Source organism: Streptomyces sp. NPDC002057 (genome assembly GCF_040296665.1).
Taxonomy (GTDB): Bacteria; Actinomycetota; Actinomycetes; order Streptomycetales; family Streptomycetaceae; genus Streptomyces.
This window is the reverse complement of record NZ_JBEOXR010000043.1, coordinates 1-14,979: the sequence shown is the minus strand read 5'-3', so window position 1 is coordinate 14,979 and position 14,979 is coordinate 1. Positions and strand designations below refer to the sequence as shown.

The window sequence follows — 14,979 nt, the reverse complement described above, 5'->3', positions numbered from 1 at the left end:
GTGGAGGGCATGGGGATCCTCATGACGGTGGCCTACTTGACGGCGCCGGCGGTCATGCCGGACTTCCAGAACCGCTGGAGCATCAGGAAGAGGACGACCAGGGGGACCACGGACACCAGCGATCCGACGATCGCGAGGAGGTAGTCCTGCGGGTGCCCCTGGGAGAGGGCGGAGGAGTACCAGACGTACAGACCGAGGTTGACCGGGAAGAGGTCCTCGTCGGAGAGCATCACCAGGGGCAGGAAGAAGCTGTTCCAGATCTGGGTGAACTGGAAGAGGAAGATGGTCACGAAACCGGGGGCGATCATCGGCAGGGCGATCCGGCAGAAGGTCCTGAACTCGCCGGCCCCGTCCATCCGGGCGGCTTCGAGGACCTCTCCGGGGACGTAGGAGGCGCTGAAGACCCGGGCCAGGTACACCCCGAACGGGAAGACGAGGCCGGGGACGAACACGCCCCAGAAGTTGTTCACCAGACCGGCCTTGGCGGCGATCAGGTACAGGGGTATCGCCATGGCCGTTCCCGGCACCATGACGCCGAGCAGGACGAGGGAGAAGAGCTTCTCCTTGGCGGGGAAGGCGAGTTTGTCGAACGCGTAGCCGGCGGCGACGCTGAAGACCGTGGCGAGGAGGGCGCCGACACCGGCGTACAGGACGGTGTTGAGCAGCCAGCGGAGGTAGATGCCGTCGTCGGTGTCGAAGAGGTACCGGAGGTTGTCGGCGAGCGCGAATTCGTGGCCCGGTGCGAAGCCGTTCGTGGCGAAGAGGTCCTGGCGGCTCTTGGTGGAGGACAGGACCAGCCAGAGCATGGGCAGGAGCGTGTAGAGGGCGGCGAGGCCGAGCATCGCGGTCACGCCGGCCTTGGACAGCAGGACCGAGGGACGGTTCTTGGTCACGGCTTGCTCCTGCTGCGCGAGAGACGGGTGACGAGGAACGACAGCACGGCGGCGAACACCGCGATGAGCAGCGAGGCGGCTGCCGCGAGGCCGAAGTCGTTGTGGGTGAAGGCGGCGGTCTGGACGAACATGTTGGGCGTCCAGCTGCTGCCGATCGCGCTGGAGGCGCTGTAGATGACCTTCGGCTCGGTGAAGAGCTGGACCGATCCGATGACGGTGAACAGGACGGCCAGCGCGATGGCCGGGCGGATCATCGGGACCTTGATGGACAGGGCGGTGCGGATGCCGCCCGCGCCGTCGATCTCCGCCGCGTCGAGGGTCTCGCGCGGCACCGCCTGGAGCGCGGCGTAGAAGATGACCATGTTGTAGCCGATCCACTCCCAGACGGCGATGTTCGCCGCGGAGAAGACCGCGTTGTCCGCCGACAGGAAGTCGATGTCGAGGCCGCCGGCGCTCAGGAGGTCGATCACCGGGCTCAGACCCGGCGTGTACAGGTAGACCCAGATGAGCGCCGCGATGAGACCGGGCACCGCGTGCGGGAGGAACAGGGCCAGCTGGAAGAAGGTCCGCGCCTTGGCCAGTGCCGTGTCGAGGAGCAGGGCGAGGACGAGGGCGCCGCCGATCATCACCGGGATGTAGACGGCCACGTACGCGGCGATGGTGACGAATCCGCCGCGGAACGCCGGGTCCGACAGGGCGTGGACGTAGTTGTCGAGCCCGGCGAAGACCTCTTCGGTGCCGCCGAAGCCGAGGCCGGAGGTGCGGGTGGTGAACAGGCTCATCCAGCCCGCGTAGAGGAGCGGGGCGAGGGTGACGGCGGCGAAGAGGAGGAAGAACGGTGCCAGGAGGAGCACGGCGGTACGGCGCTGGGCGCGGGCTGACGGGCTTGTCATACCGGGCCTTTCTCGGTGGGGGCGGGAAGGTGCGGGGCGGGAGCCGACGCCGCCCTCGTACGGCGGGGCGGGTATCGGCTCACCAGGGGGCGTCCTACGGGGCGACCTTCATCCCGCGGCGTTCCATGTCCCCGACGGTGGCCCGCTGCGCGCCGCTGAGGACGTCGAAGAGCCTCGTCCCGCCCTCGGCGACCTTCGGGAGCCGGTCGACGATGGCCGTGTTGGTGGTTCCCGTGACGGGGCCCCAGGTCCAGCCGGGCCGGACGGCCTCGTAGGACGCGCTGCCCACGGCGTACACGTCCTGGTCGCCGAAGTAGTCGGTGGGGAAGGCGGCCTTGGTGACCGGTACGAGACGGGGGTCGGCGGGGAACATGCTGCTGGTGCCGGAGGAGACCCACGCCTTCATGCCCTCGGGGTCGGTGGTGATCCACTCGATGAACTCGGCGGCGGCCGCGCTGTTCCCGGCCCCCTTGGGGATGACGAAGGAGGAGCCGCCGTACATGGCGGAGGCCGGCTTGCCGTCCCAGGTCGGGACGGGGGCGACGGACCACTTGCCCGCCTGGTCGGCGACGGTCGCCCGCTGGGCTCCGGCGCACCAGCTCGCGCAGACGTAGGCGACGGTCCGGTTCTGCTGGACGCTCGTCCAGAACGGGTCGAGCGAGCTGAGCGAGTGGACGAGGTCCTGCCGGGCGAGGTCGCCCCAGTAGTCGGCGACCTTCCGGGAGGGGGCGTCGGTCAGCGAGACCTTCCAGGCGTCCTTCTCCGTGGCGAACCACCGTGCCCCGGCCTGCTGGGCGAGGGCGGTGAGCAGGCCCGGGTTGTCGGTGTGGAGGACGCCGCCGCGGGCCTTCGGGTCCGCCTTCCTCACCTGGCCGGCCATGGTCCGGTACTGGTCCCAGGTGGTGGGGACGTCGATCCCGTGGGTCTCGAAGAAGTCGTTCCGGTAGAACAGCATCAGCGGCGCGGCGTCGCGGGGGACGCCCCAGGTCTCGCCGCCCAGCTCGACCAACTGCCGTGTCGACGCCGGGAAGTGCTTCTCGACCAGGGGGCCGAGCGTGCCGCGGAGCCCTTCCAGTTTGCCCTGGGTGGCGAACTCGGGCAGGTGCGCGTACTCGGCCACGGCGACGTCCGGGACGGTTCCGGCCTTCACCGCGTTCGTGAGCTTGGAGTAGTACTCCTGGCCCGAGGGGACCGCCTCGAAGGTGACCTTGATGTCCGGGTGGCTCCGGTTGAAGGCCTCCGCCACCTTGTCGGAGCCCTTGAGGAACGACCAGAAGGTGACCGTTCCGGTGCCCTTCGCCGCCGTGGACGTCCCGCCGTCCGCGTCTCCGCATCCCGTGGCGAGGAGGCCGAGTGCTGCCACGGAGCAGACCAGCGCTGTCAGTCGTCTACGAAACATGATGTGCCACCGATCGTTCGCTTGGGTGTCACCGCAATCATTCGTTACGTACGACAGCGCGTCAATCCATTTGCTTTCGCTTTTTTCCGAACGAAGCAATATGGCATCACATGCTCAGACGCCCGCCTGGCGTTCGGCGCCACAGGACGCGCGGACCCGGAGTTCCGGGCGCAGCAGGAGCTCCGCCAGCGGTGTCGAGGGGTCCGACAGCCGCCGTACGGCCAGGTCGAGGGCCCACGAACCCACCGCCTGCTTGGGGGGAGCCACCGCGGTGAGCGGTACCTCGCTGAGCTCGGCGACCTCGTCGTCGTAGGTGACCAGGGCCAGGTCCTCCGGCACCCGCAGCCCCCGGGCGCGCAGGATGCCCACGAGGGCGATGGCGTCGATGTCGTTGTGCACGAGCGCCGCGCGGACCTCACCGGCCTCCACGGCCCGGACCACCTCGTCGAAACGCGTGTCGGCCGGAGCCGCGTCGCCGGTGGTGACGATGCGGTACTCCGGCCCCGGCCGCAGCCCCATGGCCTCCACGGCCTCGGCGTAACCGGCGCTGAGAAGCGCCGTGTTGGGACTCTCGACCCTCGCGACCAGGGCCACCCGGTCGTGCCCGAGCCCGGCGAGGTGCCGTACCGCGAGGGCGGCGCCGTAGGCGTGGTCGGAGGCCACCTGCTCCAGCCGTCCCGCCCTCATCCCGGCCCGGCGCTCCACCAGCACGGCCGGCACCTCCAGGGTGCCCAGCCAGCGCTCCGCCTCCTCCGGCGGACGCAGACCCGGGTGCGGCATCAGCAACAGGGCGTCGATCCCGCCGGCGACCAGCTGGCGGACCTGTTCGCGGTTCTCCGCGAGCGACTCGCCGGAGACGGCGAGCACGACCCGGACGCCCTGCGAGCGGGCCGCGTTCTGGACGCCGCGGATGACCTCCGCGTAGTAGTAGCCGCCCGGCGGCACGACCAGGCCGACGGCGAACCTCTCCCCCGCGGACGACGGGACGGGGGCAGGGGCCTCGACGGAGGCGGCGGCCGGGGCCGGGGCCGCGGCGAGAACGGGATCGACCGAGGTCAGCGCCCTCGCTCCGCCGTGCACCCGGGTCAGCAGTCCCCGGCCGGCCAGCTCCCGCACGTCCTGGCGCAGGGTGACGGCGGAGACGCCCATCTCCTCCGCCAGCGCCTTCACGGTGATCGAACCCTGGCGCTCCACGGCACGCAGGATCGCTTCCCGCCGCTCGTCAGCCAACACCTTCAGTCCCCTCTCGGTAACGAGTGAACCGTCATCTTTCACTCGACAACCGAAAGATATCAATCAAAGGTCAACATCGGCCGGGAACAGCGGATCTCGGGGCCGCCTCGGGACGTCACCGGGTCAGTGCGACGGCCTGTCGTCGACCGCGACGAGGTTGTGGCCCCGGAGCGTGTAGAGCAGGCCCCGGTGGGCGTTGACGTGCGGGCCGCTGTACCAGGCACCGTCGATCCCGGCGACGACCGTGCTGACGGCGAACGTCTTCGGGTGGAAACGGAAGAGCGTGGTGTCCGAGACGCCGTAGACCGCGCCCCGGTTGGTCACCAGGGCGGCGAATCCCTTGCTGACCGCGCTGACGTCGGCGGTGTGGACCACCTTCCGGGTCCGGCGGTCGACGACGAACAGGCCGCCCTTCGTCGTGAGCCCGTAGAGGTTCCGGCCCTGCACCGCCAGAGCCGCCACGCCCGCCGTCTGCTGCGGATCGACGCGCCACCGCTCCTCGCCGGTGACCGGGTCGACGGCGACGACGGTCGCGCGCGGTCCCGTCCTGGAGGCGTTGTCGCCGCCCAGGTAGGCGAGGCCGTCCCGGTTCGCCACCGCCCGGACGAGCTGGACGTCGTCGATCGGATTGACGTAGGAGGCCGACCTCCCCGTCCTCGGGCAGTACGTCCACAGGGCGCCGCCGCCCTCGGTGTCCGACTGCACGCCGACGAGGAGCAGCTCGTTGTCCGGGTCCCACGAGGTGTCCAGCGGCCGGTTCTGCTCGCTGGGGAAGCGCGCCGCCTGCAGCGGTTGCCGCCGTCTGGAGGGGTCGTACCGCCAGATGCCCTGCGCGTTGTACTGGCCGGTGTACAGGACGCCCTCGATCACCTCCGCGTCCTTGGCCTCGCCGGGCGCCCGCAGGTTGACGACCTCGCCGGTCCTCAGGTCGCGCCGGGAGATGGCACCGTTGCCGCCGAGGTAGACGTATCCGCGGCCGGCGGCGATCCCCATGCCCGCCTGAGGGCCGGCGACCGCACCCGCGTCGTGCAGGTCGGTGATCACCGACGTACCGGCCGCCACGTCGATCTCGGCGACGAAGCCGTACCCCGAGACCACCGCCAGCTTCCCGTCGACGTGGTCCACGCCCCAGATCTCGCCGAGGTCCGGTCCGGTGAACCGCACGGGGGAGATCGTCCTGTCCGCCTTCGTGCAGGCGTGCACCCCCGACTCGGAGGCGAAGTAGATCCGCTCCTCGTCGGCGGCGAACGTCTTGACGACCGTGCCCCCGGTGGGCACCACGGTGTACGAGGAGAGGTCCGCCAGGTCCATCACGGCGAGCTTCGCCGGTTCGACGCCGCCCGAGGTGCCGACGACCAGGTGCCCGTCCACGACGGCGAGCTCCCGCAGGCTGGGGTCCTTCTCCATCTCCTCGGGCACGATCGAGGTGAACGTGCGGGTCCGCCGGTCGAAGGCGAACAGCGACGCCCTGCTCGCGCCGCTCCCGCCGGCGAGGACGCTGCCCGCCCCGAAGAAGACGGTGGTGTCCGTGGCCGCGACCGCCCGGGCGAGGGTCGCCCCGGGGTCGGGCACGCCCCGGTCGGTGACGGCGCCGGTGGCCGGGTCGTACTCCCACAGGGCGGGTGCCTTCCCCGGGACGCCGCCCACGGCGAAGACCGTGCCGTCGGGGGCGACCGACAGATCACGGACGTCGCGGTCCCCCGTCCTGCCGATGGCCACGGCGGGCCGGTCGGGCGTCCGCAGGTCCCACCGGTAGAGGTTGGGGCGGCCCTGGTCGGCCTTCACCAGGACGCCCATGTAGAGGTAGCGGCCGGTGGGGTCCGCCGCGAGCGCCTGGACGGAGGGCTCGGGCCCCGCGTCGAGGGTGGTGGACGCGACCACCTTCCGGCTCGGGAGGTGGAACCCGATCACCCGGGCCGGGTTCAGGTTGCGCGCCCCGATGTAGACGGTGTCGCCGACGAGCACCCCGCTCATCAGCGAGAACTGGACCAGGCCCGGGCCCAGGTCGGTGACCACCGTCGTGGGCGCCGCGCCGGGCGCCGCGCCCGCCCGCGGGGCGAGGAGAGTTCCGGCGGCCGTCGCGAGGCCGAGCGCGCCACCGGCCTGGAGCAGTCGGCGCCTGCTCGGGGAAGGGGAGTCGGTCATCTGTGCTCCATGAAGGGGTGGGGTGGGTCGCGCCCTCCGACGGACGGACGCCAGGTCAGGTCAGGTCAGGTCAGGTCAGGTCGAGAACGCGGATGTCGTCGTGCTGGACGATCCGCGTGGGCACGTCGCCGTTGCCGAGCGACTGCGAGGGGCGGTAGAGGCCCCACTTGAGGTAGCCGTGGTCCGCCGGGTTCACCGGCTGGTAGGTGCGCACGTTCTCGTACGAGACGACCGGCTGGTGGGTGGACTGCCCGGGAAGCCGGACGGAGACCCGGAAGTGGCCCGTCCCGTCGGTGGTCCAACGCGCGTCCACGCGGAACTCCATCCACCTGTTCACGTACGGGCGGAGGTCGGCCACGACCGTCGACTGGCGGTTCAGGTGGGGCGAGCGGAAGGCGATCTCGTTGCGCTTCGTCATGAGGTAGAACGCTGGCACGTTGCCGCCCGCGTACTTGCCCTGGAAGACGATGTCACCCGACGTGCTGTCCCCCGGCGCGTACGGCTGCCAGTCCTTGAGCAGCAGGCTGAACTCGTAACGCTGCTCGTCACCCACGTCGAAGCGTCCGGAGGCGAGCAGGTCCGTCGCGCTCTCGCTGCGGGGGGCGCCGTTCGACTCGTACCCCGGGTCGCCGAGCGTCACCTTGTGCTGGACGGCGTACGAGCCCCCGTGCCCGGGCCGGACGACGCCGGAGGCGTCCGCGGCCGTCGCGTGCGTGGTGGTCAGGCCCGCCACCCCCGAGTCGGGGGTTCCGCTCTCGTAGTCCACCCGCAGCGCCTCGGTGGTGGCGTGCGCGACCCCCGGGCCGATGAGCGGGGCCACCAGCAGCGCCCCCGTACAGAGGGAGGTCGACATCCTGCGAAGCTTGATCATTTGTCTCCTCGGCATCGTCGGAGCACGCGATCTCGCGAGGGGGCCGCTGCCAGAACGACGAAGCGACATCACTTGACGCCCCTTTGGAGGTCAATCGCGCGACTGCATGGTGACATGATGACGAACGACATCGGAAGAGCGAGGAACGAAAGTCCTTCGTCTCTCCACGAGTGACCGGTCCCGGCCCCGGGACCGGTCACAGGGCGCGCGGATCTCCGTCAGGCGCCGAAGTCGGCGCTGATCGTGGCCGGCTGGAGCAGACCCGCGGCGTCCAGGGCGGCCCTGTTGAAGAGACGGATGGCGTTCTCCGGGGTCGCGGAGAGCCACGTCGGGACCCATTCGAGGGGCGGCGCGTCCGAGAAGGGGACGTAGACGACGTCGGGACGGGCGAAGTAGCGGGTGACCTGGGCGCCGACCACGAAGGCACCGTGGTCGGCGCCGATCAGCGACAGCGCCTCCTGCAGGGTGTCGAAGGCCTGCCCGCGCTCGATGGGAGCCCCCGAGGGCGTCCGAAGGGGGGTGCGCTCGCTCCGCCAGTAGCCGGGGAGCGTACGGGAGACCTGCAGGAGCCGGACGGCCGCGAGGTCCTCCAGGGAGACCGTCTCCCGGCGGGCCAGGGGATGGCGTGAGGACACCGCGAGCATGCGGTGCTCGGAGAACAGGACCGGCCCGTTGACCATGCCGGGCTCCTGGTGCGGCAGGGTCACGATCAGCACGTCGACGTCGCCGCCGAGCAGCCGCGGGAAGCCGTCGGCGATCTGCACCTCGCGGGGCTGGATCCGGCTGCCGGGGAAGCGCTCGGCGTAGAGCTGGGCGGCGTGGAGCGTGAGTTGGGCCACGGCGGGACCGACGTATCCGACCCTCAGCACGTTCTCGACGCCCTGCGCGGCGTTGATCGCCTTCTGCAGCCCGGCCTCCAGTCCCCGGTAGACGGGCAGGAGGTCCTCGTGCAGCTGCCGTCCGATCGCGGTGAGACGGACGTAGCGGCTGGTGCGCTCGAACAGCGGGGCACCGACGCGGCGTTCCAGCTTCCGGATGGTCTGGCTCACGCGGCCCGTCGTGAGGTGCATGCGTTCGGCCGTGCGGCCGAAGTGCAGTTCCTCGGCCAGCGTCAGGAACGCCTCCAGCTCCACCCGTTCGAGCAAGCCCCCCGCCACCCCGTGTCGTTGAATCCGGCTAAACACTCAGGTCACTATCGCACCTTGTCGGTGCCGACCGCGCGGAGCAGGGTGGTCCGCGAGCGCTCACGCCCCACCCCCAGGACCTGGCACCGGACCCCCGGATCCGCACACGGCATCCGTCCCGGGTGCCCCGGGTCCTGACGCACTCGTCCGGCCGGGCCGGGCGAGTCGATGACGACGCCGTCCCCTTCGTCACCGCATCCGCAGGTCCACCCGACCATCAGGAAGGCACCGCATGACACCGCACCTCGCCGGCATCGCCGTCCGCCTGACTCCGGTGCCCTCACCACCAGGTACCGGCGGTCCTTCCGCCTGACTCCGCCGCCCTGCATGCCTGTTGAGACCCCTACCGATCGGAAGTGCCTCCCCCATGACCCTCGTCGACACACCCGCGTCCGTCGCTCCCGACGCCGAGCGGGTACCCCTCCGAAGATGGCTCGCCGTCGTGGCCATGGCGGTCGGCACCTTCGTGCTCGTCACCGTCGAGTCCCTCCCCGTCGGCCTGCTTCCCTTCATCGGCGGCACGCTCGGCGTCTCCGAGGGGACGGCGGGGCTGATGGTGACCGTTCCCGGCCTGGTCGCCTCCGCCACCGCGCCCCTGCTCCCGGTGGTGATACGTCGCCTGGACCGGCGGATCGTCCTGCTCGGCCTGATCGTGCTCATGGTGGCCGCGAACGTGCTGTCGGCGCTGGCTCCCACCTTCGCGCTGCTGCTCGCCTCGCGATTCCTCGTCGGCATCAGCATCGGCAGGTTCTGGGCCCTCGCGGCCGGCCTCGCGGTACGCCTGGTCCCGGAGCGGTACGTGCCCCGGGCGGTCTCGATCGTGTTCGGCGGAGCCACGGCGGCCAATGTGCTCGGCGTGCCGGCCGGGACCCTGATCGGCGGACTGGGCGACTGGCGCATCGCGTTCTTCGCGGTCGCCGGGCTCGGCCTGGTCGTCCTGGTGGCCCTGACCGTCCTGCTGCCGCCGCTGCCCGCCGGCGCGGCCGTACACCTGCGGACGCTGTCGCGGCAGTTCCGCAATCCGGCGGTACGGGCCGGCATCCTGGCCACGTTCCTGCTGGTGAGCGGCCACTTCGCCGCGTTCACCTTCGTCAGCCCGGTGCTCCGGGACGTCTCGGGGATCGGCGAGGCGATGGTCGGTCCGCTGCTGCTCGGCTTCGGCGTCGCGGGCATCGCGGGCAACTTCCTGGCCGGCGCGGCGGCCGCACGCGATGCCCGCACGACCCTCGTCGCCCTCGGTGTCGCGCTGGCGGCGGTGTTGGCGGTCTTCCCGCTCCTCGGCGGCACCCCGGTCGGCGGGACGGTTCTGCTGATCGCGTGGGGACTGGCCTTCGGCGGTGTTCCGGTCGGCGTCCAGACCTGGATCCTCCGCTCGGCGCCGGACTCGGCCGAGGCGGCCACCGCGCTGAACACCTCGGTGTTCAACCTGGCGATCGCGCTCGGAGCCCTGTTCGGCGGCATCGTCGCCGACCACGTCGCCCTGAGCGGCGTGCTGCTGACCGGAGCCCTCCTCGCCGTCCCCACCACCGTGGCGATGTGGAGCGCGCGCGGGGGGACGCGGAAGGCCGCCCGGCCCGCGTGAAGCGCGCCGGAACACCGTCACCACCACGGAAGCGAGCTGTCCATGACCCTGAAAAGGCTCGCCGCCGTCGAGGGCGGCCGCACGCGCGACGGGCTGACCCTCCGGCGCCCGGAAGCCCTGAGACCGCTGTTCAGCGGGGTGCCGCGGCCTGCCAGGGCCGGTGGCCCGGTCCCGTCGGGTGGGTGCCGGTGGCACCCATCACCACCGAGTAGAGGCTGGTCTCCGCGGTGATGAAGAGGCGGTTGCGCTTGGCACCGCCCCAGGAGATGTTGGCCACCGCCTCGGGGACGTGGAGCCGTCCGATCAGGGTGCCGTCGGGGTCGTAACAGTGCACCCCGTCGTTCATCGCGGCGGCCCAGAGCCGACCGCCGTCGTCGAAGCGGAGGTTGTCGAAGCGGGCCTTCTCGCGGGCGGACGCGTCGGCGAAGACCCTGCCCTCGGACAGGGTGCCGTCCTCGCGCACGTCGAAGACGCGGATGTGACCGGCCCTGGTGTCGGAGACGTACAGCCGCCGCTCGTCCTGGGAGAAGACCAGCCCGTTCGGCGCGGCGAAGCAGTCGGCGACCAGCCGCACCTCGCCGGTGACGGGATCGACGCGGTAGACGTTGTTCGAGCCGATCTCGCTCTCCGCGCGGTACCCCTCGTAGTCGCTGGTGATGCCGAAGTCCGGGTCGGAGAACCAGATCGAACCGTCGGACTTCACGGCCGCGTCGTTCGGGCTGTTCAGCCGCCTGCCGTTCCACCGGTCCGCCAGCACGGTGACGGTGCCGTCGTGTTCGGTGCGGGTCACCCGTCGGTTGCCCTGCTCACAGGTGATCAGCCGGCCCTGGCGGTCGAGGGTGTTGCCGTTGGTGTGACCGGCGGAGCGGCGGAAGACGCTGACGGCGCCCGTCTCCTCGTCCCAGCGGAGCATCCGGTCGTTGGGGATGTCGCTCCAGATCAGCTGCCGCCAGGCGGGGAGGTAGATCGGTCCCTCGGCCCAGCGGCAGCCGGTGTACAGGACCTCCAGCGCGTCGTCGCCGTTCATGCACCGTCCGGTACGGAACCGGTCGTCGAACATCTCGTACAGCCCGGGGCCCTCGTCGGTCGTCATGCGCTTCCCTTCCCGCAACCCTCGTCTGCCGAACACGATCCTGCCTGGGGCGATCATCGCAGAATGGGATACGGTCCATACAAGGTCTTGGCGAATGGAGAGTTGTGGATCACATCGATCGGCTGCTGCTGGCTCAACTCCAGCTGGACGCCACCCAGCCCTACGCCGCCCTCGGCCAGGCCGTCGGCCTGTCGGCGGGCGCCGCGCACGAGCGCGTGCGGAAGCTGCGGGAGCGCGGGGTCATCCGGCGGACCATGGCCGACGTGGACCCGGCGGCGGTGGGCAGCGCCGTCCTGGCCTACGTGATGGTCGACTCGACGTCCTGGATGGGCGACTCCGCGGCGGACTTCGCCGCGATCCCCGAGATCCTGGAGGCCCACGTCATCGCCGGCAGCGCCTCGGTCCTGGTGAAGGTCAGGACCGCGACCACCGAGCAGCTCCAGGACGTGCTGCGGCGGATCTACGCCGTCGACGGGGTGAGCGGGACCCAGGCCACGGTGGTCCTGGAGACCTTCTTCGAGCGCCCCCTCTCCCCCGTGCCCGCCGAAGGGTGACCCGGCCCCGGACGCGCCGCGCCGCCCGGCCCTCAGCCGGACGGGGTGCCGAGGATCCGGGCGGTGAAGTCCGCCAGCCGCTCGCGCAGTTCCTCACGGGGTACGCCCTCGTCGCCGGCCAGGTACGCGACGAGGTCGGCCCGGGTGGCGGCGAGCAGGGCGTGCGCGGTGAAGTCGGCGTCGGACTGACCGGGGATCCGGCCGAGGAGGTCACGGAGCAGGGAGTGCCACCACGCGTAGTGCGGGGTGCCGTAGGGGCTGCTGCCCGCGCCGGTTCCCTCCAGGGCCAGCGCGAGGTGGCGGTTGTCGAGCTTCAGGCACAGCACGGCGTCCAGCAGGGCGGGCACCCGCCGGGAGGGCGGGGCGGCGGGCCCCAGCGGCGGCGGGCCCTCTTCGACGGCGGCCCTGACGGGTTCGAGTCGTGCCTCGTACAGGGCGCCGATCAGCCCGGTTCGGTCGCCGAAGGCGCGGAAGAGCGTTCCCTTGCCGACGCCGGCCTCGGCCGCGATGTCGGCCATGGTCACGTCCTCGGGGCTCCGGCAGCGGGAGAAGAGGTCGTCTGCGGCGGCGAAGACGGCCGCCCGGTTGCGGGCTGCGTCCTTGCGTGGGCTGCGCTCGGTCATGGAGTCCTCCGGTTGCGATGCGGACCGGCGGTCCGTATCGTTCCCCGAAGAAGCGGACCACTGGTCCGTATCGTACGGGACGGAGACCCTCATGCCCGCGACCGCCTCGCCGACGGAGCACCGCCGGCGCACCGGAACCATCCTGGTCATCGGCGCCACCGGGACCACCGGCCGCCGCACGGCCGCCAGGCTGACCGCCGCGGGCCACCGCGTCAGGGCCGCCGGGCGCCGGGCCACACCGCTGCCGGGCACGGATCCGGTCCGCTTCGACTGGTACGACCCGGAGACCTTCGACCGCGCCCTCGACGGAGCCGACCGCGTCTACCTCGTCCCGCCGGTGGGCGACCCGGAACCGGCCCCGGTCATGCTGCCGTTCCTGCGGCGGGCCCGCGCCGCCGGGGTGCGCCGTGCCGTACTGCTCTCCTCCTCGGCCATCCCCGAGGGCGGCCCCGCGGTGGGGGCGGTGCACCGTGCCCTGCCCGGCCTGTTCGACGAGTGGGCGGTGCTGCGGCCGTCCTGGTTCATGCAGAACTTCACCGGCGCGCACGCGCACGCCGACAGCATCCGCGAGGAAGGGACCATCCGGACGGCGGCCGGCGACGGCAGGGTCGGCTTCGTCGACGCCGACGACATCGCCGCCGTCGCCGCGCACGCCCTGACGGACGAGCGCGCGCCCGACACCGACCTGGTCCTGACCGGGCCCGAGGCGCTCAGCCACGACGCCGTCGCCGCGATCGCCACCCGGGTCACCGGCCGCCCCGTGGTCCACCACCGCCTCGCCCACGACGAGCTGCGCGACCGGCTGGCCGCGGTGATGCCGCCGGAGTTCGCCACCCTGCTGGCCGACATGGACCGGGCCATCGCCCGGGGGGCCGAGGACCGCACCACCGACACCGTCCGGCGCCTCACCGGCCGCCCGCCGAACGACTTCCGCACGGTGGCGGAGCGGGAACTCCGGACGCACGCGACCGCCGGCCCCACGGCCGGGCCGCGCTGAGCGCGTACCGGGGCATGGCCGGGGACCGGACCAGGCTCCGTACCGGTACGCGGCCGGGCGCTGGACCGAGGGACGGCCCGCGTCGGTGCCGGTGGGAGTGGGGGCCGTACCGTCGCAGGCAGGGGTGGAGCGTTCCCGCACCCGGTCCTCAGGTCGCCGTCGTCATCTCCGCGCACCGGCCGACGACGGAGGCGAGTGATCCCCCGCCGGCCAGCAGCTGCCGTTGGACGCGGGCGCCGGTGCCGCGTTCGTGCAGGTGGGCGATGCCCTCACGGACCCGGTCCTCCTCGCCGGCGGCCGCCAGGGCCTCCCGTACGTGCGCGTACAGGGCCGAGACGGCGTGTTCCGCGGACGTCTCCCGCAGGGTCCCGGGGTGCAGGAGCGGGCCGTCGAGGCCCGACCGGCCCGCCCGCCAGGAGGCCAGCCGCAGCAGGCTCGTGCCGACCCTCGCCGGTGGCACGCCCTCCTGCCATTCGCGGGCGGCGGTCTCGACGAGGCCCCGCACGAGCGTGGCCATCAGAACGGCGTCCGAGGGGTCGAGGCAGACATCGGCCACCCGGACCTCGACCGTGGGGTACGTGGCGGAGAGCCGGGCGTCGAAGTACATCATTCCCTCGTCGCGCAGCACCCCGGTGTCGATCATCGCGCGGACCTGCTCGTGGTAGCGGTCGGCCGAGCCGAAGATCTCCACCGGGCCGGCCGACGGCCACCGGTTCCAGACCCGGCTGCGGTAGCTCCCGTACCCGCTGTCCTCGCCCTGCCAGAAGGGCGAGTTCGCGCTCATCGCCAGCAGGACGGCCAGCCAGGGCCTGATGCGGTCCAGCACCTCGACGCCCTCCTCGTCCGAGGCGACCGAGACGTGGACGTGGCAACCGCACGTCAGCTGCTCCTGCGCGGTCAGACCGAACTGCTTCCCCAGCCACGCGTAGCGGCGGCCCACGCTCAGTGAGGGCCGGACGGGCAGCGGCGAGGTCGCGATGGCCGCGACCGCGGCGCCGGCGGTGGCCGCGTGGCGGGCGGCCTCTCCTCGGATGCGGACGATCTCCTCCCGGAGTTCGCCCATCTCCGTCACCGGCTTGGTGGCGAACTCCAGTTGCTCCTTCTGCAGTTCCTCCTCGAACTCGTGCTCCTCCGGACCGCCGCTGCCGGGTCGCCGCCAGGCCAGGCGGTCCGCGGCCGCCAGGACCGCTCCGGAGACGGCGAGCGGGGCACCGCTGCGCGCGTCCACCAGCAGCAGTTCTTCTTCCACGCCCACGCTTCGCATGACGCCGTCCAGGGGTCGAGCCGTCGGATGTAGCGCGCCTGCCCGCGTTCCCCGCAAGCATGCGGAAAACCGGGAAGCCCGTCCCGAGCGGCCCGCCAGGACGCGGAGAGGGTGACCGCCCGCGATGCCGGGCCCGGTGCCGTACGCGCGGACGACGCCGGGCCGGGGGGGCGGGGGGGGGGGGGGGGCCCCCCCCCCCCCCCCGGGGCCGGGGGGGGGGGGGGGCGGCGGGGCCCCCGGGGGGGGGC

At 72.1% G+C, this 14,979-nt stretch carries 13 protein-coding genes; 3 read left to right on the top strand and 10 right to left on the bottom strand.

Going from position 1 to position 14,979, the window contains the following annotated elements:
• Positions 1 to 32 precede the first annotated feature (32 nt).
• The 7 genes from ABT129_RS27435 to ABT129_RS27405 all read right to left on the bottom strand — a co-directional run bounded on the left by ABT129_RS27435 (position 33) and on the right by ABT129_RS27405 (position 8,579).
• Positions 33 to 893: a carbohydrate ABC transporter permease gene (locus tag ABT129_RS27435; RefSeq protein WP_502981926.1), complete on the bottom strand. Its 861-nt coding sequence runs from the start codon at positions 891 to 893 to the stop codon at positions 33 to 35.
• Positions 890 to 1,786: a carbohydrate ABC transporter permease gene (locus ABT129_RS27430; RefSeq protein WP_351906942.1), complete on the bottom strand. Its 897-nt coding sequence runs from the start codon at positions 1,784 to 1,786 to the stop codon at positions 890 to 892. Before ABT129_RS27430 ends, ABT129_RS27435 begins: the two co-directional genes overlap by 4 nt.
• A 94-nt stretch (positions 1,787 to 1,880) precedes the next feature.
• Positions 1,881 to 3,149, bottom strand: coding sequence for an ABC transporter substrate-binding protein (locus tag ABT129_RS27425; protein ID WP_351906940.1), 1,269 nt, complete (start codon positions 3,147 to 3,149; stop codon positions 1,881 to 1,883).
• A gap of 150 nt (positions 3,150 to 3,299) precedes the next feature.
• Positions 3,300 to 4,418, bottom strand: a complete 1,119-nt coding sequence (locus ABT129_RS27420; protein WP_351906938.1) for a substrate-binding domain-containing protein — start codon at positions 4,416 to 4,418, stop codon at positions 3,300 to 3,302.
• Between the two features lie 123 nt (positions 4,419 to 4,541).
• On the bottom strand, positions 4,542 to 6,563 hold the full coding sequence (locus ABT129_RS27415; protein ID WP_351906936.1) for an outer membrane protein assembly factor BamB family protein: 2,022 nt from the start codon (positions 6,561 to 6,563) through the stop codon (positions 4,542 to 4,544).
• Positions 6,564 to 6,633: 70 nt separating this feature from the next.
• The gene (locus ABT129_RS27410) at positions 6,634 to 7,434 is read right to left on the bottom strand and encodes a heparin lyase I family protein (RefSeq protein ID WP_351906934.1); all 801 of its coding nucleotides are present in this window, start codon (positions 7,432 to 7,434) and stop codon (positions 6,634 to 6,636) included.
• Positions 7,435 to 7,652: 218 nt separating this feature from the next.
• Positions 7,653 to 8,579, bottom strand: coding sequence for a LysR family transcriptional regulator (locus ABT129_RS27405; protein ID WP_351906932.1), 927 nt, complete (start codon positions 8,577 to 8,579; stop codon positions 7,653 to 7,655).
• 406 nt (positions 8,580 to 8,985) lie between these two features.
• Here ABT129_RS27405 and ABT129_RS27400 point away from each other — a divergent pair, with 406 nt between their 5' ends.
• On the top strand, positions 8,986 to 10,200 hold the full coding sequence (locus ABT129_RS27400) for an MFS transporter (protein WP_351906930.1): 1,215 nt from the start codon (positions 8,986 to 8,988) through the stop codon (positions 10,198 to 10,200).
• 130 nt (positions 10,201 to 10,330) lie between these two features.
• Here the strand turns inward: ABT129_RS27400 and ABT129_RS27395 are convergent, their stop codons facing one another.
• Positions 10,331 to 11,293, bottom strand: a complete 963-nt coding sequence (locus ABT129_RS27395) for an SMP-30/gluconolactonase/LRE family protein (protein WP_351906928.1) — start codon at positions 11,291 to 11,293, stop codon at positions 10,331 to 10,333.
• Between the two features lie 104 nt (positions 11,294 to 11,397).
• Here ABT129_RS27395 and ABT129_RS27390 point away from each other — a divergent pair, with 104 nt between their 5' ends.
• On the top strand, positions 11,398 to 11,847 hold the full coding sequence (locus ABT129_RS27390) for an Lrp/AsnC family transcriptional regulator (RefSeq protein WP_351906926.1): 450 nt from the start codon (positions 11,398 to 11,400) through the stop codon (positions 11,845 to 11,847).
• Between the two features lie 32 nt (positions 11,848 to 11,879).
• Here the strand turns inward: ABT129_RS27390 and ABT129_RS27385 are convergent, their stop codons facing one another.
• Complete coding sequence (locus ABT129_RS27385; RefSeq protein ID WP_351906924.1) at positions 11,880 to 12,470, bottom strand: TetR/AcrR family transcriptional regulator; 591 nt, start codon at positions 12,468 to 12,470, stop codon at positions 11,880 to 11,882.
• Between the two features lie 91 nt (positions 12,471 to 12,561).
• Here ABT129_RS27385 and ABT129_RS27380 point away from each other — a divergent pair, with 91 nt between their 5' ends.
• Positions 12,562 to 13,467 (top strand): NmrA family NAD(P)-binding protein, encoded by a 906-nt coding sequence (locus ABT129_RS27380; RefSeq protein ID WP_351906922.1) that lies wholly within the window; start codon positions 12,562 to 12,564, stop codon positions 13,465 to 13,467.
• A gap of 148 nt (positions 13,468 to 13,615) precedes the next feature.
• Here ABT129_RS27380 and ABT129_RS27375 read toward each other — a convergent pair whose 3' ends face one another.
• Positions 13,616 to 14,731 (bottom strand): glutamate--cysteine ligase, encoded by a 1,116-nt coding sequence (locus ABT129_RS27375; protein WP_351906920.1) that lies wholly within the window; start codon positions 14,729 to 14,731, stop codon positions 13,616 to 13,618.
• Positions 14,732 to 14,979 lie beyond the last annotated feature (248 nt).